Source organism: Neobacillus sp. 114, assembly GCF_030127045.1.
Taxonomy (GTDB): domain Bacteria; phylum Bacillota; class Bacilli; order Bacillales; family Cytobacillaceae; genus Neobacillus; species Neobacillus rhizophilus.
Window position 1 is genome coordinate 1127117 of the sequence record NZ_CP126144.1, and the last position, 21756, is coordinate 1148872.

General features: G+C 42.7%; 21 protein-coding genes. 14 read left to right on the top strand and 7 right to left on the bottom strand.

Translation table 11 applies throughout. The features are described from left to right. Nucleotides 1-9 precede the first annotated feature (9 nt). Nucleotides 10-399: a YybH family protein gene (locus QNN06_RS05525; protein WP_213118423.1), complete on the top strand. Its 390-nt coding sequence runs from the start codon at nt 10-12 to the stop codon at nt 397-399. A gap of 271 nt (nt 400-670) precedes the next feature. Here the strand turns inward: QNN06_RS05525 and acpP are convergent, their stop codons facing one another. Then, nucleotides 671-901, bottom strand: a complete 231-nt coding sequence (gene acpP / locus QNN06_RS05530) for an acyl carrier protein (RefSeq protein WP_213118422.1) — start codon at nt 899-901, stop codon at nt 671-673. A gap of 402 nt (nt 902-1303) precedes the next feature. Here acpP and QNN06_RS05535 point away from each other — a divergent pair, with 402 nt between their 5' ends. After that, nucleotides 1304-2329: an SDR family oxidoreductase gene (locus QNN06_RS05535; RefSeq protein WP_213118421.1), complete on the top strand. Its 1026-nt coding sequence runs from the start codon at nt 1304-1306 to the stop codon at nt 2327-2329. A 50-nt stretch (nt 2330-2379) separates the two neighbouring features. Here the strand turns inward: QNN06_RS05535 and QNN06_RS05540 are convergent, their stop codons facing one another. Beyond that, nucleotides 2380-3261 (bottom strand): PhzF family phenazine biosynthesis protein, encoded by an 882-nt coding sequence (locus QNN06_RS05540; RefSeq protein ID WP_284037192.1) that lies wholly within the window; start codon nt 3259-3261, stop codon nt 2380-2382. Nucleotides 3262-3339: 78 nt separating this feature from the next. After that, nucleotides 3340-3786, bottom strand: coding sequence for a GNAT family N-acetyltransferase (locus tag QNN06_RS05545; RefSeq protein ID WP_213118419.1), 447 nt, complete (start codon nt 3784-3786; stop codon nt 3340-3342). Between the two features lie 228 nt (nt 3787-4014). Between QNN06_RS05545 and QNN06_RS05550 the strand changes: the two genes are divergently transcribed. Further along, nucleotides 4015-4548 (top strand): hypothetical protein, encoded by a 534-nt coding sequence (locus QNN06_RS05550; protein WP_284037193.1) that lies wholly within the window; start codon nt 4015-4017, stop codon nt 4546-4548. A 17-nt stretch (nt 4549-4565) separates the two neighbouring features. Here the strand turns inward: QNN06_RS05550 and QNN06_RS05555 are convergent, their stop codons facing one another. Both QNN06_RS05555 and QNN06_RS05560 read right to left on the bottom strand, forming a co-directional pair. Continuing rightward, nucleotides 4566-6365 (bottom strand): alpha-hydroxy-acid oxidizing protein, encoded by a 1800-nt coding sequence (locus tag QNN06_RS05555; RefSeq protein WP_284037194.1) that lies wholly within the window; start codon nt 6363-6365, stop codon nt 4566-4568. Nucleotides 6366-6750: 385 nt separating this feature from the next. Then, nucleotides 6751-7314 carry an HAD-IA family hydrolase gene (locus QNN06_RS05560; RefSeq protein WP_249366696.1) on the bottom strand — a complete coding sequence of 188 codons (564 nt, stop codon included), beginning with the start codon at nt 7312-7314 and terminating at the stop codon, nt 6751-6753. Between the two features lie 333 nt (nt 7315-7647). Between QNN06_RS05560 and QNN06_RS05565 the strand changes: the two genes are divergently transcribed. The 8 genes from QNN06_RS05565 (at nt 7648) to QNN06_RS05600 (ending at nt 17243) form a co-directional block, all read left to right on the top strand. Next, nucleotides 7648-9516, top strand: coding sequence for a V4R domain-containing protein (locus QNN06_RS05565; RefSeq protein ID WP_284037195.1), 1869 nt, complete (start codon nt 7648-7650; stop codon nt 9514-9516). Nucleotides 9517-10479: 963 nt separating this feature from the next. Next, nucleotides 10480-11664, top strand: a complete 1185-nt coding sequence (locus tag QNN06_RS05570) for an acyl-CoA dehydrogenase family protein (RefSeq protein ID WP_284037196.1) — start codon at nt 10480-10482, stop codon at nt 11662-11664. Nucleotides 11665-11697: 33 nt separating this feature from the next. Next, the gene (locus QNN06_RS05575; RefSeq protein ID WP_284037197.1) at nt 11698-12177 is read left to right on the top strand and encodes a flavin reductase family protein; all 480 of its coding nucleotides are present in this window, start codon (nt 11698-11700) and stop codon (nt 12175-12177) included. Between the two features lie 21 nt (nt 12178-12198). After that, nucleotides 12199-13014: an FAD synthetase family protein gene (locus tag QNN06_RS05580; RefSeq protein WP_284037198.1), complete on the top strand. Its 816-nt coding sequence runs from the start codon at nt 12199-12201 to the stop codon at nt 13012-13014. Between the two features lie 30 nt (nt 13015-13044). Next, entirely contained in the window at nt 13045-14028 is a 984-nt protein-coding gene (locus QNN06_RS05585; RefSeq protein WP_284037199.1) for a DODA-type extradiol aromatic ring-opening family dioxygenase, read from the top strand. Between the two features lie 45 nt (nt 14029-14073). Then, the gene (locus QNN06_RS05590) at nt 14074-14964 is read left to right on the top strand and encodes an alpha/beta fold hydrolase (RefSeq protein ID WP_213118412.1); all 891 of its coding nucleotides are present in this window, start codon (nt 14074-14076) and stop codon (nt 14962-14964) included. Nucleotides 14965-15063: 99 nt separating this feature from the next. Beyond that, nucleotides 15064-15855: a 2-keto-4-pentenoate hydratase gene (locus QNN06_RS05595; RefSeq protein WP_213118411.1), complete on the top strand. Its 792-nt coding sequence runs from the start codon at nt 15064-15066 to the stop codon at nt 15853-15855. Between the two features lie 86 nt (nt 15856-15941). Beyond that, nucleotides 15942-17243, top strand: coding sequence for an MFS transporter (locus tag QNN06_RS05600; RefSeq protein ID WP_284037200.1), 1302 nt, complete (start codon nt 15942-15944; stop codon nt 17241-17243). 73 nt (nt 17244-17316) lie between these two features. Here the strand turns inward: QNN06_RS05600 and QNN06_RS05605 are convergent, their stop codons facing one another. Next, nucleotides 17317-17847, bottom strand: coding sequence for a DinB family protein (locus QNN06_RS05605; RefSeq protein ID WP_284037201.1), 531 nt, complete (start codon nt 17845-17847; stop codon nt 17317-17319). Nucleotides 17848-17910: 63 nt separating this feature from the next. On the opposite strand from QNN06_RS05605, the gene QNN06_RS05610 reads away from it, so the two are divergent. Next, nucleotides 17911-18315 carry a ribosomal maturation YjgA family protein gene (locus QNN06_RS05610; RefSeq protein WP_284037202.1) on the top strand — a complete coding sequence of 135 codons (405 nt, stop codon included), beginning with the start codon at nt 17911-17913 and terminating at the stop codon, nt 18313-18315. 454 nt (nt 18316-18769) lie between these two features. Here the strand turns inward: QNN06_RS05610 and QNN06_RS05615 are convergent, their stop codons facing one another. Then, on the bottom strand, nt 18770-20257 hold the full coding sequence (locus QNN06_RS05615; protein ID WP_284037203.1) for a carboxylesterase/lipase family protein: 1488 nt from the start codon (nt 20255-20257) through the stop codon (nt 18770-18772). Nucleotides 20258-20485: 228 nt separating this feature from the next. On the opposite strand from QNN06_RS05615, the gene QNN06_RS05620 reads away from it, so the two are divergent. Together QNN06_RS05620 and QNN06_RS05625 are read left to right on the top strand one after the other, a co-directional pair. Next, nucleotides 20486-20986 carry an RNA polymerase sigma factor gene (locus QNN06_RS05620; RefSeq protein WP_213118404.1) on the top strand — a complete coding sequence of 167 codons (501 nt, stop codon included), beginning with the start codon at nt 20486-20488 and terminating at the stop codon, nt 20984-20986. Next, nucleotides 20983-21753: a hypothetical protein gene (locus QNN06_RS05625; RefSeq protein WP_213118403.1), complete on the top strand. Its 771-nt coding sequence runs from the start codon at nt 20983-20985 to the stop codon at nt 21751-21753. The genes QNN06_RS05620 and QNN06_RS05625 overlap by 4 nt, the downstream gene beginning before the upstream one ends. The last annotated feature ends 3 nt before the right edge of the window (nt 21754-21756 follow it).

The following is a 21756-nucleotide window of genomic DNA, read 5'->3' on the forward strand; positions in this document are numbered from 1 at the left end:
GGATTTTAGATGGAGCACGAGTTGAAAGAGGTTATTAAGAAGTGTGATCTTGCCATTAAGCAAGAGGATTTTGATACACTGATGAATTACTATACAAACAACGCCAATTTAGTTGTGAAACCTGGAACTATTGCACGAGGGAAAGAGGAAATCAAAAAAGCTTTTATAGCGATAGCAAAATACTTCAATAACACCCTTGTGCCAACACAGGGAGAAATGATTTTTTTAGAAGCCGGAGACACAGCCTTGTTTATTTCCCAAACTCTGCTTGACGCTGATAAAAATGATAATGACTATTCAATGGAAAGACGGGCAACCTATGTGTTTAGGAAAAATTCACAAGGGAAATGGCTTTGTGCGATCGATAACTCGTATGGTACGGAATTAATTAATAAATAAAGAAGGAACGGTAAATCTAAAAAAACTCCCCTGCAATGCAGGAGTTAAGAATTTATTAAGAATAATGAGCTACTATTAAGACAGTCTTTTTCAAGACCCCCCTTTTATATTATATCTGGAAGCCCTCGAGGATTGTTTCGAATAGTCTTGAGGGCTGCTTTTTTTTAAAAATCGAAAGGTTTCCAAACAGCAATTTTATAAATATGGAAAAAGCGGACGCCATCTGCCATACGTTCAAGTGTCCGTCTGCGTGGGCTATCCGCCTTATTTGTTAACGATTTTTTTCAATAAAGTTTACGACATCTCCGACAGTTTGCAACGTCGGCGCCACTTTATCACTAATTTCAATGGCAAATTCGTCTTCAATTTCCATCGTCAGGTCCACCATATCAAGTGAATCAGCTTCGAAGTCATCCTTGAATGATGCATCAAGTCTGACCTCCTCCATTTTAACCCCCAGTTGATCTGCAATAATCGGCTTTAACTTTTCAAATGTGGTCATTGCGGCATCTCCTTCCTCACGTTTCATACCCACCATTATAACAACCTGATTCCGAACGTAAAACATAAAAGTATTTCCAATATTCGGCGAACATTTAACCAAATAGAATCGTTTTTACTCTCAGTTAGGGCACTAAACAGTTCGGAGTAATCCTCATTTATAAGGGGGCATCTTATCAGAAGATTTGCTGTGAGTATAGCCTCTATGTAGAGGAATTTTGACTCATCGATTATAAAACCTGCTTTGGAAACTACCATAACGAGTAAATCACGGGGACGGTTCTCGTATATCTGATGCATGAGAACCGTCCCCGTGCGTCATTTTTTCTCTTTTCCCCCGTATCTTTTTATAAAAATTAATCGTTATATAAGTTAAGAAAGTTAATCGAAATGGGGGAGAAGGATGAAGGTTCTTGTATTAGGCGGGACTCGTTTTTTAGGAAGGGCGTTGGTGGAGGAAGGATTGAAAAGAGGCCACGAAATCACCTTATTTAATCGTGGAACCAATAAAGATGCATTTCCTGAGTTGGAGCAGCTTGTCGGTGATAGGGATGGTGATGTATCCCTTTTGAAAAACCGTAAGTGGGATGTGGTGATGGATACATGCGGGTTTACTCCAGGGCAGATTAAAAAAATTGCGGAGGCACTTGGGGAACAAATCGAACATTATACGTATATTTCAAGTATCTCTGTTTATAGAGATTGGATTCCGCTCCATATTGCCGAAGACTACCACCTACAAACTTTGTCCCTGGATCAATTGAGAGCTGTTGAGGAAGGAAGCACTTCCCCTTATGAGCATTACGGAGCGTTGAAGGTTCTCTGTGAGGCGGAAGCAGAAAAGCACTGGCCGGGGCGTGTGTTGAATATACGAGCAGGGCAGCTTGTCGGACCGTTTGACTACACGGACCGTCTTCCGTACTGGGTCCAGCGTGTGGCTCAAGGCGGAAAAGTATTGGTACCCGGGCGTCCGGACCGTCTTGTTCAACTGATTGATATCAAAGATATCGCCAAATGGGTGTTTGATATGGCGGAAAACAGAAAGGCAGGAACGTTTAATGTGACAGGTCCAAACGAAAAATTGACGATGGAAGAACTGTTGGATACCTGTAAAGCTGCCGCTAATAGCGAGTGTGAATGGGTATGGGCAGATGAACAATTTTTGCTGGAGCGTAATGTGCAGCCATGGACGGAAATGCCGCTGTGGGTACCTGAACACTTCCCGCTGGAGGGAGAAACAGAACCTTGGAAAGGCTCTTTTTCTATCAATATCGAAAAAGCAGTAAACGAGGGCCTTACCTTCCGAGCTCTGGAAGAGACGATTAAAGAGGTTTATGAATGGTTGCAGGCGCACAAGGCTGCCAACTTAAAAGCAGGAATTTCACTAGATAGAGAGCAGGAACTATTAGAGGCGTGGGCTGAAAAATGATACGTAGGGACGGTTCTTGTGCATTTGTGCATGAGAACCGTCCCCGTGCATCAAAGCAGCCATTCACCCTGGGCGATTTTTTCAACCTTTCCTCCAACAGAAATGTTGATTTCGCCGTTTTGCTCATCCGCCTTTAAAAACAATAAAGAGGGTCTGCCCATTTCATATCCCTGTTCGACCCTTATATTGATTTCGCTTGTTTGGAAAAATCGGTATTTTACCAGGTAGGCAGCCAAGCATCCATTTGCACTGCCCGTAGCAGCATCTTCCGGCGCCCCAAAATAATCTGCAAAGTCACGAACATTTACCTGATTTTCTGGATGATACGTTTCAGGAGCAAATACCATAATCGCTTTTGCCTCCGTATTCTCAATCAACTCATAATATTTTTCTAAATTAATCTTTACTCTTTTGACAGCGTCCAGATTTTTTAAAGGGACAAGAATGACAGGAAGCCCAGTGGAAACCTCTTGGATGGGGAATCGCTCATCAATCGCATCCTTCTCAATCTGTAAGACACCACAAACTGGGTCGGTCTCTAATATCTTTCCGAAGACAGGTTTATTTTGTTTCATCGAAATAAGGCCTTCGTTTGCAACAAACGAGACGGGAATCGGGCCAGCCTTATAATTTAGCGTAAGCGATTCTGCAGGTTCCTTTAATAGCTCATGTTGGATAACATAGGCAGTTCCCAGCGTCGGATGACCGGCAAAAGGCACCTCTTCATTGGGGGTGAAGATGCGAACATCATAGCCGCCGTCTTTTGTTTGGTCAGATAGAATAAAAGTAGACTCCGAATAATTCATTTCCTTCGCGATTTGCTGCATTTCCCGGTCTGAAAGATTACCCGCATTTTTGAAAACAGCAAGCTGGTTCCCTGTATATTTCCCTTGCGAAAAAACATCCACGATTGAAAAATTTATTTTGTTCATAGAAATCTCCTATTCTATAAAAATTGAATCATGGGGACGGTTCTCGTGCATCTGATGCACGAGAACCGTCCCCATGTGTCATCCTCGAAATTTTTCCATAAACCGTTCTGGGTGATCAATCGCTTTGAAACCGAATTGGCTATACAGGGTGTGGGCATCATTTGTGACTAACATAAACCTGCGGACGTTTTGCAGGTCTGGGTGGTTGGTGATCACTTCCATTAACCATTTGGACAAACCTAATTTCCGGTATTCGGGTACAATGAACACATCTGCGAGATATGCAAATATCGTCAAGTCTGAGACGACCCTTGCAAAGCCAACCTGCTCTACATCGCCTTTGCTGACATCCCCTTTATAGACGCCAAAACATAAGGTTGTATTGTCAATGGACTTTTTTATAGTTTCCTTTGGCCTGCCCAATGCCCAGTATGCTTCTTCGCTTAAAAATTTGTGAATGGCATCAATATCTAAATAGTCTTTATTAGTAGATATAGAAAATCCGTTTTTTATCCATGTATTCATTGGTGTACCTCCTTCATTTTTCAAAAAGGTAGAAGCGCATTGGAAAAAGATGTCTCTTAAATAAATTTTAACATAGGATGTCTTTTTCTGTGAGATTACTGATTGGGACAAATATCGTAGGAATGAATAACATTTTTATAGGTGATGCCCATTTTTGAGAGAACAAGTTGATAGGTCAATGACTAAAGAATATGATGATGTAGGTCTTTAAAGAAAGGAGTGCATTTTATGTATCCTAATTCTATAACTCAGTATAATAACAATCCATATGCTCAGGAAATTCATGTGTATTCAACTCCATTTCCAGAGGAGTATTATTACCAAATGAACCCTTATGAAAGACAATTTGGCCCACCAATGGGACCACCATCAGGGGCACCTGGCTTTTCACCACCATTTGCCCCACCCGGTCAAGGTCCAGGAGCGGGACCGCCTACGGCCCCACCGGGTCAAGGCCCAGGAGCAGGACCGCCCATGGGACCACCAGGGCAAGTCCCGCAAGTTGGACCGCCAGCGTCACCACCGCCATCCTTTGTTCCCACACAGACACAACAGCAAGTTGAAGCATTTGCAGTTGATCCAGGCGGTATTAGAAGATGTTTGTTCAGATACACCTATATATGGCTAAGAGGTTTTGAGCAATTTTGGTTCTATCCAATATTTGTCGGACGTAACTCAGTCGCAGGGTACAGATGGACTGGATTTAGATGGATGTATTTCGGAATAAACCTACGGCAAATTCAATCGTTTACTTGCGTTTAGACACATGGGGACGGTTCTCATGCATCAGAAGCATGAGAACCGTCCCGGTGCATCAATAAAAACGGAGCAGTGCAAATGACTCCTAGCATGTAAAGAATAACTGCAATATATGCAGGTAATAAGTGGACAAAATCGGTATAGCCAATAATAAAATGAGTGATCAACCCGGATAAAAAGGCGGGGATGGCCCCGATGGTGAAGGTCCACCAGGCCCAGCGTTCCCCTTCGCGAATTCCCCACAGGGCAAGCATCAATACAAGCAGTCCCACACTTAGCAGGGCACTGCCAAACCCAGCCCGGTCATGGGCGATAACAGGGATTAAACGTTCATTAAATTCATTCAGCAAATCTGGCGAAAGGCATATATATTCAAGATCAGTCGGCACAAACACACTGGATGCGCCGATTACGGAGATGACGACTCCGCCAACCGTTAAAGCAAACCCTAATATGACGAAGGATAGCTGCCCGATTAAGCTCCATTTCCAGAATCGATGATTGTATAGGTTGGTACTGGATGGCGCTTCTTTGGCATTTCTTGTTTTTACAAATCCAAAAATAAATAACGGCAATAAAATAAGCCAAAACAGTCCATGAAGCCAATCGAAATACCCGTAGCCGATAAATAGAAAAATTCCAAGGAAACCAATAATCCCCGCAATATTCACAGCTTTTCTGGCCCAATGCAGGCCGTTTCTTATGCCACGCCTCGCCAGCTGCATGTAGATGATTCCGCCCGATATCATGGTCCCGGAAAGAGTCATCCGGTCGTGCGCCATGAAGTATAAAATGGCAGGATTGAAATTTAAAATGTCGCTTCTCATGATGCCTAAAAAGCCTTCATCATATGGAAGGATAATTGCTGTCATACTGAAAAATAGGGCAATGAACCCTGCAATGGTAATGGCCAAACCAAATAGCCAATACCAAAGCCATCCATGAATCTGCACTGATTCTTTCGGTAACGTGTGGGAGTACACTTCATTAATCCGCTTAGGGAGACCGGGTCCAGCAAATACATATTCATAGCCTAACATGACAAGGGAAGCACCGTTTTCCAATAATGTAACCGCATCTGCCGGCTCGCGGATCCCGCCTGAGGTGATAATCGGCACGTTGTCACCAACTGTTTTCCTTATAGCAGCAAGTGCATCAAGTGAAGGAAAACCTTCAAGTAGTATTCCGCTAGGTTGGTAGTATGTTAGTTTTTCGATTTGTTCCGCTGAACAAGACAGTATAACGGGTTTATTAAATTTTTTTTGAAAAAGTTCATATTGGTTGGCTGATTCAAACGTATGGCAGTTGATAATAAAGGCATTGCTATAAGGGAGGAGTTCTTCGCATATCTGCTCTATCTCTGTAGAGTTCCCATCAGCTCTTATAAAAAAAGGTACCTTCTTTTTCTTAACAGAGTGTAGCTGCTTCTTAACTGTAGTTAACATTATCGATAAGTCAGGATTTCTCGATATTTGTTTCTGTTTTAGGTCAATATGAAGTTCTTCTGAACTTGCTGAACCCTGTATCGAAACCGGGCCAATCTCAATGAAGCCAAAGCCAAGGTTCTGAAAAGCCTTCAGTCCCGATAATTGGGGATCGATTTGCCCGCTTAGACCAACAGGCGAAGCAATTTGAACACCGAACAATGTTTTCTCCAGTTTTTTTGAAGTGGCCATGTGGCCAAGAAATTCTATCAATGCTTCACCTATTCTTGAGGACGATAACAGGCTCATTCCGCGGTGAATAAACTCCCGGCTGAACGACGGCGGAAGTTTTTGAAGAATCGGCTTGAAGATGGTGTGATACGACCAATCTGGCATGGTGGAGTTTCCTCCTTTCAAGCAGTAAGTTATTACCTAAATTTTACTATATTTCCAGGGGTTTGAGGTTGGGTTTAATGATAATTTAGCTTTTTTGGGGAAAAGAAAAAAAGCAAATGGCCCAGTCGACTGAGCCATTTGCTTTTACAAAAAAAAGACTGTAAAGTTTGAGGTCAAATTTCATTTAAGGATAGCTTTTTCTACGTTATCACAAGGGAAGACAGAAACAGTAAAGTATCGGCTCCACCTACGCCAAATACCGTGATGGCCACGCATGCCATCCCCTCTACTGAATACTATAACGGTCCGATGTTAATAAACAGTGTTATAGATGTTAGCAAATTGTTAAACCTGCATTAAAAAAATATGAACAGAATTCGTTTTCCTACAGCCTATTGAGAACCATCGGAATAAAATCCGCATAGCTCTCAATATGAAAATCCGCTTCAATGTTTCGATTCTGAAAGGCGACAGTTTTGATCTGTAACTCTCTTGCAGGAATTAAATCCAGTTCCCGGTCTCCAACTACCAAATCAATGTGATGGCTTTTAAGGACATATTCATATGACGAGCGATGAGGTTTTCTAGTAAAGCCCTGTTCTTCAACGGAAACAATGTCCTTAAAGTATTTTAATAAATGAAATTTCTCCAGTAGATAAATGGTGGATTCCTTATCGCGGTGAGTCACAATTACATTGTTCTCAACAGCTGCTAAAGCATCCTCAACGCCATCAAATGGCCTGCTGATCCTTTTGGAAAAATAATTAAAAGACGTTTGGTACTCACCCCTCCGGCTCTCATCAATTCCATAATGTTTAAAGGCCGTTTTAGAATCCTTTTTTAGCCATTTTAATACCTCACCGCGGTCAAGTTCCTGCTGGGCCAACTGAACAAATCCTTCGACCAGTGCTGGATAGGTGTCAAAAAGCGTTCCATCGAAATCCCACAAAATGTTAATAATGATCCCTCTTTCTAATCACTGTCTCTACAGAGAGTACCATATGACCCTTTAAAGTGGAACAAAAGGGTCATTACAATACTCTATTAACGTTTTTTCATTATTTTCCTCTTTATGGTGTTGGAATATTCCAAGTTCATAGTAAAGGCAATATTAAACTTCCAGGTATAATTATTTTGATATATTCGAATTTTTCTAATAGAATAATGGTATATGTTTGCGCTTACAATCCTAAGTTTTGTAATTAGCGGGCAAATAATAGGCAAGTCACAATTTCCTTTTTTAATGAAATGTTCACTTTATTATCAAACAGGATGTGATGGCATGAGCGTTAGAATTTCAGCAGAAAATTATAGCCAAGAGGCCGTTATAGAAGACCGCAAGATTATCACATCTGCGTCTGTCTTTGGGATCCTTAGGAAGCAGCTTGCAAAAAATATTGGCATTAAACGGATTAAGGGATTCTTGTTTCATTATGGCTGGGAAATGGGTGTCAAAGTGGCGAAAGAAGCCCTCGAATCCGGATCATCGTTGGAATATCTCATTAAACATGGACCGATTATTCATATCCAAAATGGCCATATTAGCGGGATTAAACATGATTGCACCTATGAATTAGATAAAAATAAGAGAATCAAGAATTTTTATTCCTATGGAACTTGGTACGATTCCTATGAGGCTGTCGAGCATCTAAAAGGAATCGGAAAGTCAAATGGTCCCGTGTGTCATACACTGATTGGTTTTGCGAGCGGTTTTATGTCAACGATATTTGGGGAGACACTTTTGGCGAGAGAGACCACATGTGTAGGTAAGGGAGATTCAGAGTGCCGCTGGGTGATAAAGCCAAAGAAAGAATGGGAACAGGAACTTCAGGAAGAGGATGCACTCGATTTTTACAATGAAACCCCAATTGTAAAAGAACTTGAGTTGACCTATGATCAATTGCTTGACCAGAAAAATATCGTCACCCGTTTAGCCCATTTCCAAAATCAGTTAACTGAAGAAATTATCAACGGCACTGACTTGCAAACCATTGCCGACATGGTCTATGAGACGGTAAAAATCCCGATTATTGTTGAAGATGCAGTCCATAGCACGATTACCTATTCAGGCTTGGAACAAGAACAATATTTACTTTTAAAAACTGATATGGAAAATTACCTTCAAAAAACACAATTTCACACAAACCCGTTATTGCCTTTTAGAAAAAAAATCATTAAAACATCCATTCAAGAACGTCTGATTACGCCGATTCTATTACAAAAAGAAGTCATCGGTTATTGTTCCTTTCTCTATGAAGATATCAACAATCATTATCAAGAAGAAGATTATTTGTTTTTAGACCGGTTTGCCAATGCATCCTCACTGATTCTCTTAAATGAAAAAACGAAGTTTGAGACATTTGAAAGAATGAAAGGCAGTTTCCTCGAACAAATCCTGGAGGGGAGACTTCCTGCCAGTGAGATGATCAAGCGGGGGAAATATACTGGTGTAAACCTCGAGAAACACTATTATATAGCCGTAATGGAATATGGGAAAACGCAAGGCTCGATTGAAGATGACTTTCTTTTAGAGGAACAAATTTTCGAATCGACATTCCGTTATTTTAAAAATAAAAAGCAAAATATCTTGGCTGGACACCGGGACGGCAGCATGGTTTTACTAATCACAACGGAGACCCTCCAAAACAAGACAATCGATGACGTCATGCAACAATACTTCAATTATATGAATCAGAAATTTCCCCAAGGTCATTTTAAACTGGGCATCAGCCGCCGAGGAGAGGATATTGGCCAAGCGTCCAGATGTTATGAGGAAGCGGCTATAGCTATAAGACTAGCAGTTAAGAAGAAGATTGTGCAGTTCCAGTCATTAGGGATCGTAGGGGTGCTGATTAACTCAAAGAATATCAGCGGGATCAAAATGATTGCCGAGCAGGAGCTTGGTCCGCTTTATCGTTTTGAGGACCCTAAAATGCTGGAACTACTGAAAACATTGTATAGCTTTCTGCTGAACGGAGGTAAGCTTGAGCAAACAATGCAAGACCTGGCCTTGTCGATGAGCGGTCTCCGGCATCGTATCAGCCGAATTGAAAACTTGCTAGAAAAGGATATTAGAGAACCCCATGAAATGCATCAACTGCTTCTAATCATAAAGTCATTAATCGCAATAGGGGAAATTACATTTGACTAAAATGCCATCCGGCTCAATGCCGGATGGTTTTTTTACGTTCTAATTTTAGGCTGTTTCCTATTAGATTGTCGCTTCACCGCTTTAAAAAGGAAGGAATAGTTTATTGCTTTGTACGGGTGCCCATAGTCATGAGGAATCAGGCGGTGCGGTAACCAATAAGGGGAATGGGTGCCCGAAGCGAAGCAAAACCCGTCGATACGGTAATCAATAAAGGGAATGGATGCCCCAAGCGAAGCAAAACCCATCAGTACGGTAACCAATAAGGGGAATGGATGCCCCAAGCGAAGCAAAACCCATCAGTACGGTAACCAATAAGGGGAATGGGTGCCCGAAGCGAAGCAAAACCCGTCGGTACGGTAATCAATAAAGGGAATGGATGCCCCAAGCGAAGCAAAACTCGTCGGTACGGTAACCCATAAGGGGTATGGGTGACCAAAGCGAAGCAAAACCCGTCGGTGCGGTAACCCATAAGGGGAATGGATGCCCGAAGCGAAGCAAAGTCCGTTGGTGCGGTAACCCATAAGGGGAATGGATGCCCGAAGCGAAGCAAAACCCGTCGGTACGGTAACCAATAAGGGGAATGGATGCCCGAAGCGAAGCAATACCCGTCGGTACGGTAATCAATAAAGGGAATGGATGCCCCAAGCGAAGAAAAATCTGTCAGTCGGGTAACCAATAAAGGGGTCGGGTGACCATAGCCAAGGTCAGTACGGTAAAAATTCCATGCTCTGTTTTACTCAAATTGCTGCCTTATCGCTAATGAACAATTTTTGTCTATTTAAATCAAAAACATGAGCAATTGTTGTTCTAGTCGGAATATTTGAAATTGTATTAAACTTTATTTATAAGTTGCTAATAGTAAAAACTTTGTCGAATTACAAATGTAAGCGATGCCAAATTTTATTTACCAACGGACACGGTCCATAATTAAATTTTTAAAAAAATATAAAGGGGTGTAGAAAAATGGCAAGTCAATTATTAAAAGGAGAATCCCTTACTGTGGAGGATTTACTAGCTGGCGCGGAACGAATCGGCCAACTAGCTGAACAGGAGGCAGCCGAAGCGGAGAAAAACGCCACCATTTCGCAAAACGTGGTGGACCTGATGAAAGAAACACAAATTGCACGGATGATGCTTCCAAAAAAATACGGCGGCCCACAGGCAGATTTGAAAACGTTCGCAAAAGTTGTCCGTAAGGTGGCCAACTATAATATTTCTGCCGCATGGCTGACGTATCTGTACCCGCTTCACAACATGCTGCCGGCATTTCTTCCTGAAAAAGGCGCAGACGAAATCATCAATTCGGGCGGATTAATTGCCGATATCTTTGCGGCACTAGGAAAAGCAGAACGAGACGGTGACGGTTACCGAATCAGCGGTAAATGGAGCTTTGTCAGCGGGATTAGCTATAGTGACTGGGTCGGTGTCGGGGTTATGATTCAGTTCCCAGAGACGGAAAAACCAGTCTACTGCCTGCCAATGTTAAAAACATCTGAAGTAGAAATTGTCCAGAACTGGGATACATTCGGACTCAGAGGTTCGGGCAGCAACCAAATCATTGCCGATAATGTATATGTGCCAATGGAGCGCATCTTAAGGCTGGATCAGGCCGAGCAGAATAGGAGACCGCCTTTAGATGACTATGATACAGAATATCCTTTCTATCATATTCCATTCTTCCCATCCTTCTATATTGGATTTGGTTACATGGCACTTGGCGGAGCAGAGCGGATGCTGAAGGAGTTTAAGACCTTGACGGAAAAACGCGTCCGCTTAATGGATGGTGTAAGGGAAAGTGAGTCACCAAGAAGCCAGCGGGTACTTGCTGAAATGACAACTGATTTCCATGTTGCTGAAAGCTTAATGGATAAATATATTAATCTGCTTGTCAATTATGAAAAAGACGGCTGCCAAACACCGCCTTCAGAATTCTTCGCGATTCGTACGAAAGCCATTAAGCTATGTGTCGATATTGCCGTTAGATCATTGCTGACACTTGGCGGTGGCGCATTGTATAAAGGCGGCCCAATGGAATTGTTCTTGCGGGATATCATGGCTGTTGCTACACATAAAACTTCACTTTACGAAGATGCTGTCGCTGCGTACGGCAAAGACCTGTTTGGTTTTGAAAGCGGCGTAAGGGGATAATTTTTCTAGGACATTTAAAAGGAGGATTTTAAAATGGATGATCGTCAATTTCGCACAGCAATGGGCAAGTTTGCAACTGGGGTGACCGTGATTGCAACCGAACTAGAAGGGGACATTCATGGAATGACAGCAAATGCGTTCATGTCCGTGTCGCTGGATCCAAAGCTCGTTGTAGTTTCTATCGGTGAAAAAGCTAAAATCTTGAACAAAATCAAGGAAAGCAAAATTTTCACAGTAAATATCCTGGCAGCCGATCAGCAGGAGTTATCGATGATTTTTGCTGGACAGTTAAAAGAGCATAAGGAAGTGGCCTTTGGACGCCTTGATGGAAAGCCAGTATTGGCTGGGGCTGTGGCACAGGTGGCCTGCGAGGTTTCTGCTGAGCATGTGGAAGGCGACCACACCTTGTTTATTGGCAGGGTAACCGATATTCATCTCGAAGATAAAGAGCCGTTGGTTTTCTACAGCGGCAAGTACCGTTCATTAGTTGCCGAACAGCCAGTAACCATCTAGAAAACTTGGGAGGAGACCATTATGGAAACGATTCATTTAAACCAGCGTAATTTGGCAGAATGGCAGAAAAAGGCGAGTCCGAACGTTATGGCACTTGGCTGTTTCGATGGTCTCCATCAAGGCCATTGTGCAGTGATTAATGCTGCCTATCAAAAGGCGAAAGAACAACAAGTGCGGCTTTCCGTCATGAGCTTCTTTCCCCATCCAAAAACAGTGATTTCAAAGGGAAAAGTTCATGTGCATTATCTAATGCCGCTTTCGGAAAAACAGGCAATGCTTCAGGAAATGGGCGTCGATACTTTTTATATAGTGGAATTTAGTGAAGAGTTCGCGGGGCTTTCACCGGAGAAGTTTGTATCGGAATATTTGAATGGTCTTCAGATTATTCATGCCGTGGCCGGATTTGATTTTTCCTATGGCTCCCGCGGTGCCGGCAATTTGGATCGTTTGAAACAAGACTCCGGCGGCCGGATTGACGTTACGAAGGTAGCAAAAGTAGAGCTGCGGGGCGAAAAAATCAGTTCGACCTGCATTCGGGAGCGGCTGTTAGGCGGCCGGGTGGCAGAACTTCCAGAGTTTCTTGGCCGATTCTATGAAACACAGTGTGAATGGAATGGAGCGGCCTTCACGGTGCAAACGCATTACACCCTCCCGTGTCCCGGCTGCTATCAGGTCGTATTAAAAAATAACAGCGGTACGGTCCATCGGGAAGTGACCGTCATGGCTGATGGAACAACAATCAAACCTACAGATGAGATTCCTTTATTTTTCAAAGGAAAGCTTTCGATTGTCTGGCAGCAGGAAATCACACAATCTAGGAAATTACGAATTTCTTAAAAATAATGAAACGAAAAGGAGCGGAAGCAAATGGCTAAAATTGTTGCAGGTGTCGCGATGTCGCATAGCCCGATGATTATGACCAATGAAGCAGGAGGCGGCGAGAAAGGGCAGCGTTTCATCAATACGGCAGCCGAAATGAAAAAGTACCTCGAACAATCCGGTGCAGATGTGATTGTCTTAATATCTGACGACCATTTTAACAGTTATTTCTATGACCATATGCCATCCTTTACGATTGGGATTGGTGAATGTGAAGGCTGGGGAGACTGGCTGATTCCTAAGTACCAAATCTCGGTCCAGCAGGAATTAGCGAAGCACATTCTTCACACCAGCCTAGAAAACAACGTTGATTTCGCGTTTACCTTAAAAATGAAGGTCGACCACGGGCATACGCAAGGAATTTATTTCTTAAATCCGGATTTGCAAATTCCAGTTGTTCCGATTGCGGTCAATACGTCAGCACCGCCGCTGCCAACGATGGACCGCTGTTTCCAAATCGGCGAAGTTGTCCGCAAAGCGATTGAGTCATGGGATCAGGATTTGAAGGTGGCGATTGTCGCATCAGGCGGTTTATCGCACTGGGTGCCAATTCCGAAAATCGAGAGCGAAAAGCCGGAAGATCAATTCCTGGTGAATGTTTTAAAAAATGGGCGCCAGGAAATTGACCAGCTTGACCAGTATTTAAAGCTGCGGGAAACCAATGTAACTAAACTTAAATCAGGTCCTGTTAACGAACAGGTTGACCGCGAATTTTTACGACTGGTGACCGAAAAGGACTACTCCACATTAAGAAACTGGAGTGCTGCTTTTATCGAGGAGAACTTAGGCAACGGCGGTCAGGAAATCCACAACTGGCTTGTGCTGCTTGGTGTGCTGCAGAACTTTGATGCAAGTGTGGCCTGCTATGAGCCAATTCCAGAATGGGTAACAGGGATGGCGATTGTTCAATTCAGCCAGCCGGTTGACCAGAAACAACCTGACACATCAGGCCAGCAAGAAGTCGGAGTTTAATAGCTATAGTTATCATGCCAATTTACTACAAAAGGGGAAATTGAAATGACAATCTGGACAGAATTAGCAGATTTAGAATATAAGCTCTATTATGTAGACGCTAATGGAATTAAAACAAGAGTGCTGGAATCCGGAAATGGGGAGCCGTTGATTCTCCTGCATGGCACCGGCGGTCATATCGAGGCCTATGCACGAAATATCAGAGGCTTACGAGAAAACTTCCGTGTCATTGTCATTGATATGGTAGGACACGGTTACACTGCGAAGCCAGACCGCCAATACGGGATTGATTTTTACAGCGAGCATTTATTAGGCGTGATTCAAGCATTAGGCTTATCAGAAGTATATCTTTCAGGGGAGTCGTTAGGCGGCTGGGTGGCAGCCTGGTTTGCGGCTGAGCATCCGGAATATGTGAAGGCGATGGTACTGAACACGCCAGGCAACGTCAACAACAAGCCTGAAGTCATGCAGCGGTTGAAGGATTCTACGTTAAAAGCAGTTCTAGAAGCAAACTATGAAAATGTGAAAACGAGACTTGAGTGGTTAATGTACGATAAAAGCCAAGTAACTGAGGAACTAATCGAGTCCCGGTACAAAATTTATACACAGCCTAGTTATCAAGAAGCGGTTCATCATATCGTCTGCCTGCAGGATATCGAGGTAAGGAAGCTATACAGCTGGGATCCGTCATGGTGCGGGAAAATCAATGTACCGACATTGCTGGCCTGGACAGATCACGACCCAACTTCAACTGTTGAGGAAGCTAAACCAATCCAGGATATGATTCCAAACAGTGAATTGGTTGTCATCAAAGATGCAGGACACTGGCCGCAATGGGAGAAACCTGAAGAGTTTAACGCTGTTTTAACAGACTTTTTATTAAAAAACAACAATGAAGCAGCCAAGCAGGAAGACTCGGCGGTAGCAGCAAAATAATCTGACAACATTTGAGAGCACTATTGAGTTGATTCATAGTTTCACAGGATTTTGAATCTAACAAATAGTGCTCTATTTTTTATAAAAGGGGTTTTTTCAATGAGCAATCAAGTCATTCATCGTGTTCAGTATGTATACGAGCAGTTAAAGCAGGCAGAAGAGTCCAAGAAATCCATTGCACCACTAACTGAATTGTATCCCGATTTGACGATTGATGAGGCCTATCAAGTCCAGTTGCAAATGATTGGCGAGAAGGTCCAAGCAGGGCAGAAAATCGTCGGAAAGAAGATTGGCTTAACCTCTGTTGCCATGCAGCAGCTTCTGGGTGTCGATCAGCCGGATTACGGCCATTTGCTGGATACAATGGAAGTAAGCAATCAAGGGACCATCACGTTAAATGATTTGTTCCAGCCAAAAGTGGAAGGTGAGATTGCTTTTATCCTGAACAAGGATTTAACAGGACCAAATGTTACGGTAGAGGATGTTCTGGCAGCGACAGCGTACATCGCTCCTGCTTTGGAGATTGTCGACAGCCGGATTACCGATTGGAAGATTACCTTGGCGGACACGGTTGCCGATAACGCGTCGAGCGGGTTGTTTGTGATTGGCGATGATCGCTATGCCTTATCGGATATTGACCTGCGGTCGATTGAAATGAATCTATTTAAAAATGGCGAGCTGGTCAATACAGGATATGGCTCGGACGTATTGGGCCATCCCGCCGAATGTGTCGCCTGGCTGGCCAATAAATTATCCGAGTACAATGTCGTTTTGAAAGCGGGAGAAGTCATTTTATCTGGTGCACTATCCGCAGCTGTTGTGGCCGAAAAAGGGGATCGGTTCACGGCTGGATTTTCGCATATCGGGAAAGTAGAAGTTTCATTTAAGTAAAAAGGGGAAAGGACCTTTCCATTTGAGGGGGTGGAAGGGTCCTTGTAAAGCACTTTAATATGGGAGAAATTTAAGGAGGTCCGTATATGGAGCAAAAGAAAAGTGGAGTTTCGAAAAAAACATGGGTTATTATTTTTCTATTATTTTTGTTAACGGTGATTAGTAATGCGGATAAGGCAATTATTGGGTTTGCCTCGGTTCCGATTATGAAGGAACTGGGACTGTCTCCAGAGCAGTGGGGGATTGTGGGCAGTGTGTTCTTCCTGCTATATTCACTTGCAGCTGTTTTGGGAGGCACCTTGGCAGATAAAATCGGTGCTAAAAAGGTCATTGCCGGTATGGTTGCCGTTTGGTCCATTGTTCAATTCTCCACCATCTTTGTCAGCAGTTTTACTTATTTGTTGGTAACAAGAATTATTTTGGGGGCTGGGGAAGGTCCATCCTATTCGCTGGCGATGACAGCGGCTTCAAAGTATTTGCCTAAGGAAAAATTGGGGATCGGTTTAACACTTGTTTCAGTCGGCGGCCCGCTTGGAGTCGCAATTTCAGCACCGGTTTTAATGCATCTTATCATGAACTTTGGCTGGCGTTCAGCATTTATTGCGACAGGGGCAGTCGGGTTTATTTGGATTATTGCGTGGTTATTTAGCGCAAAGGAGAAAGCGGTTACACAAGACGAGCCATTCCCAGCCAAAGGTAAAGCTGCTGCCGGTACCGCCCAGAACGAAACAAAATTCACCTCTGTGCTATTTTCGAAAAACTTTATCTTTGTTGCTCTATGCGGGTTTGCGACTTATTGGTCATTTACGATTGGACTAAACTGGCTTCCAAACTATCTGGAAAATGTCCGCCATCTAAGTAAAGAAACCTTAAGTATCGTGGTAGCTCTGCCGTGGATTATGATTACATTGTCGCAAATCACGTTTTCATCCATTTCGGACCGTATTTATCATAAGACGAACAGCATGGTAAAGGGCCGGATCTTTGTCCTTGGACCTGTTATGGCGGCAGGGGCTGTCTGCTACTTCCTAGGGACATTAGTCAGCTCAAATATTTTAGCGATTGCCTTATTATCACTAGGTTTAACGTTCGGATGTATCACGCTTGTAATGGGACCAGCTATTTTAGTTGATTTGGTTTCACCTAGACACCAAGGGAAAATTCAAGGATGGTTTATGGCTTTGACCTCACTGGGCGGCATTGCCGGTCCGTATGTAACAGGGTGGCTGATTGGACATTCAGCCAGTCAAGCAGCAGGTTTCCATCATGCATTCCAGGTATGCGGGTTGATTCTGCTTGTGTTCGGCGGTTTGGTGTGGCTGGCAGTTCGCCCGAAACATTATGAAAATCCATCAACATTAAATACTAATCCATCAAAGGTTGTATAAAATGGTTGTTTAATCGAATGAAGGGCACCTTTCGTTAGGGAAGGTGCCTTTTAAATCTTATTATATATATTTGTTATTTTTTTGAATTAAGTATTCCTAAATACTCCTGCCAAGGTCCAACGTCCACTCTATACCTCTCGGCCATTACCCGGACTATTTGAGAAATATGAGTCAAATCATGCACAACCCAGGTAGAGAGCAGCTCACGGACCCGCACCTCACCAAATGCAGGGTGGAAACCTGTTAATTCAAGCTGCCTTTCTGAGACAACAAGTGATTTTAGCTTAGTTATATTCAAAGATCTAATCTCTTGAAAATCCCTAAAAACATTCCTCAGCGATCTTTCAGAGTCATTTTTAAGATGCGAAAATCGGTCGAATTCCGGAAATGATTTATCCTTATTTCCCTTGAGAATAAACTCCAACCTCGGTATCCAATTGGTTTTCTCAGCCACAATGAGGTGCTCGATAACTTGCCTTGCATTCCAGGTTCCTTCGCCTTCATTGCATTGAAGCCAGCCATTGGATATCCCAGACAAAAAATACTCCAATGTTTTCGGCGTACGCTCCAAAACCTCAATTGCTTCCTCTATGTTAAAATTCATATAACGCCTCCATGGTAACAAAGTCTTGTTTCTAGTATTAATACTTATATAAAACACAAAAGAGTGATTCCATTGCATTCTAAAAAAAGAGTAATTTATTCAATAACGATTTTGGTGGTTATAATACTTGGCCTTGCCTCCAGAAAATACAGCCATTTCCTGCCGACATTTCTATCCGAAAACGCTGGGGATGCCTTGTGGGCCATGATGGTCTATTTCGGATTCCGCTTTTTGCTGATACGAAAAAACATTCTCACTGCTATTTTGCTCAGCTTAATCTTTAGCTTCGGGATTGAATTCAGCCAGTTATATCAGGCAGGCTGGATTAACCAGATTCGGGGGACAGTGCTTGGGGCGCTGGTATTGGGGCATGGTTTTCTGATGGTGGATTTGCTTCGTTACACAATAGGTATCATTATTGGAAGCTTTGTAGATAAGCTGGCGCTAAAATTAACACACATCAGGTAAACTAGTACCTTTTGTAACGTATAAATGGTCTCGTCGGCTTTTATTAGGCAAAATTTTTTTGGGGTAAAATAGATGACCTATTTTTACCGTGGCTCCAGTTTTCTTACGCTCACAGGTAAAATAGCCGTCCTATTTTTACCGGGAGCACTCTTTTCTTAGGCTCACGGGCAAAATAGCCGGCTTTATTTTTACCAGGAGTACTCTTTTCTTAGGCTCACGGGTAAAATAGCCATCCTATTTTTACCGAGAGCACTGTTTTCATGGGTTCAAGGGCAAAATAGCCGGCTTATTTTTACCGAGAGCACTCTTTTTTTACGCTCACGGGCAAAATAGACCACCTATTTTTACAGGGACCACACTTTTCCTACGCTCACGGGTAAAATACATGCACAAAAAGCAGTGCGTTTCTCAGATCCACACTGCTTTCATAAGATTCCATTTTTCCTATAGACTCTTACGGTTTCATCACCATTGCTGCTTGTTCCCAAATCATCCGTTCTGCCCGGTTAGGGTCATTGACGACAGCACTCTCCAGGTTGAAAATCATCGTTGGCCGGAAATTCAAATCATACTTTGGCCACGAAGGAAGGGCGTCGGTATTTGGGTTACCGTTACGTGCAAAATTAATCCAGGCCTGATGCATTTGATCCGCTACCTGCTGCCGCTCAGGAGAGGTGCCCGTGAAGTTTGTCGTATTCGGTTTATCCAATGTGTTCCAGACAAATGGAATCTCTAACGCATGTGTTGCCTTAAGGGCGCCGTCAAATACCGGTGTCTCCCAATCAAAGCGATACATCCAAACCGGCGCACCCTGATTACCCTGCAATTCTGCCAGTTTTTGCGCAGGGTATGTAAAAATATGAATGGTCAGCAGTTTATTGAATAGATCTTGGCTTAGTGGTTCAGGATTAAAGTTTGCAATAAGAGGCACAAGCGGTCCAAAGGTTTTTTCAAATATCGCCTTGACCTTTGCCTCATCTGCATCCTTCCACTCAGGGTCAAAGACACTGAAAATATTAAATTCATCCTTGTTGGTACCAATTAAAACCGGGATATCTTTTGCTGAACCTTCGGCTATCGCCAATTGTGGATGTTTTGGCAGGGATACGCCATCAATAACCGGTCCCAAGCTCATTGACGGGAGAACATCAGCAGCTTGAAGCAACTGTTCAACTGGCAATTCCTCCAATTTTGACAGATTGGATGCTTCTATTTGTAAAGCCGCTAGAATGGCGCCTGCCACCTTTGTTGCGGTTGCAGGAGGATGAACGTTTGCTGCCGCGCCGCTTTGCAGGATTGCTTTTTGGAAAAGACCTTGAGCTGAAGGGAATCCTAGCAATACACCAACACTCATGGCCCCTGCCGATTCTCCAAAAATAGTTACGTTATTCGGATCGCCGCCGAAAGCCGCAATATTCTCCTGCACCCAATGCAGTGCAGCTACCTGATCAAGGATACCGCAGTTCCCGGAAGTGGCATATTCCTCACCGCCAATTTCGCCAAGGTGAAGGAAACCAAATACCCCCAGCCGGTAATTAATTGTCACGACGACAACATCGCCTTTAGTAGCAAACGAAGCTCCATCATACCAATGGCCAGATCCAGATCCAGTAACATAAGCACCACCGTGAATCCAAACCATCACGGGACGTTTTTTATCATCTGCTCCCGGTGACCATACATTTAGGTATAGGCAATCCTCACTCACATTCGAGACGTCATTCCCGAAAAACTCCATTATTTCTTTTTGAGTTTGCGCTGCAACCGGTGAAAAGGAGGTTGCATCCCGAACACCTTCCCAAGAATCAGGCAGCTCTGGAGCGCGGAACCGAAGCGGACCGACTGGCGGCTTTGCAAAGGGAATCCCTTTCCACGAATAAACTCCATCAATCTGTTCTCCCTGTAATTTACCGTAAACGCTTTCAACGATTGTATTGGACATGAACGATCTCCTTTCAAACGATAATCATACTGTTAATTTTATTCGAGATGTAGGAGGGGTTTTCCTTTTATTTAGCTAATAAGAAAATATTTTTTCACTAACCCGGCGCGTAGGTTTTCGTGTTAACTTAATACAAAATAAATATTGTGAGAAGTGAAATAAATATTGCGCTAATTCGACTAATTTGCGGGATTAAAAAATCGGAGGAAAAATGGAGTTGACCAGCTGATGATTAGCAACACAATTTCGGAGTGGTTTTACTTGTATAACAAAGATATATACCATTTTTTAGTTTATTACATCGGGTCAAGTGATGTAGAAGATCTGGTGCAGGAAGTTTTTATCCGAGCCATTAAAGGCTTTGATACTTATCAGGGAAAATCAAGTCCTAAAACCTGGCTTTTTTCGATTGCGCGCCATGTGGGAATAGATGAAATTAGGAAAAGGAAACGTTCAAGGACGAAGCAAATGATTTGGTTCTCGGAGGAGCAAAAGGATAAGGAAACACCGGAGGAAATTCTCCAATTAAATGAAAATAATAGGTTGCTTTATCAAGCAATCCAATCTTTAAAAACAAATTATCGAGATGTCATTCTCTTGAGAGGGATTAAAGAACTTTCTGTATCTGAAACAGCAACCATATTGAATTGGAATGAAAATAAGGTTCGAATAACCTATCATCGTGCGTTAAAGACACTACAAAAAAGTATTGGAGGATACTCTCTATGAAAAATGATGAGAAATTTTATGATGTAGAGAGAAAAATTCACTCATTACCAGAACCCGATTATGATAAAAATTTTACAAAAGATACCCAAGATAAAATCCATGAAAACCTATTACAATTTGCAAGTTCATATGATAACAAGAAAAGGGGAGCTGCAATAATGAAAAAGATCTTAGTAGGTTTGGCTAGTGTTGCTGCCTTCATGTTATTCGCCGTTCTAGCTATTCCGTTAATTGAGGATAAACTATCAAGTTCTAATTCAAATAAGCAAGGGGAACAAACGAAAGAACCTGTGACAATAGATAAAAACAAAGAGGAAAATGATAATAAGAACCCAGCTGATCAAAAATCAACAGAAACTAATCTTTATGAAAATACAGAATATGGATTCACCTTTGCGTTACCGAAGGGTTGGGAGGGTTACCAGATTGTAACGGATACTTGGGAAGGTATTTCAACTGAACAAAATAAAATAATTGAGAGTGGCAAAATCCTTTTAATTAGACACCCAGGTTGGACGGAGGCGAACCCGAGACAGGATATCCCTATTATGATTTTTACGCTTGATCAATGGGCCTCACTTGAAAAAGGGGAATTTCATATTGGAGCTGCACCTATTGGTCCAACAAAGCTGGGAGAAAATAATAAATATGTTTTTGCGCTGCCAGCTAGATATAACTTTGCATTTCTAGAGGGATATGAAGAAGTAGAAAGCATATTACAAAACCATCCACTTCTAACGAAAAATCTATCCAATAATAATAAATGAGCA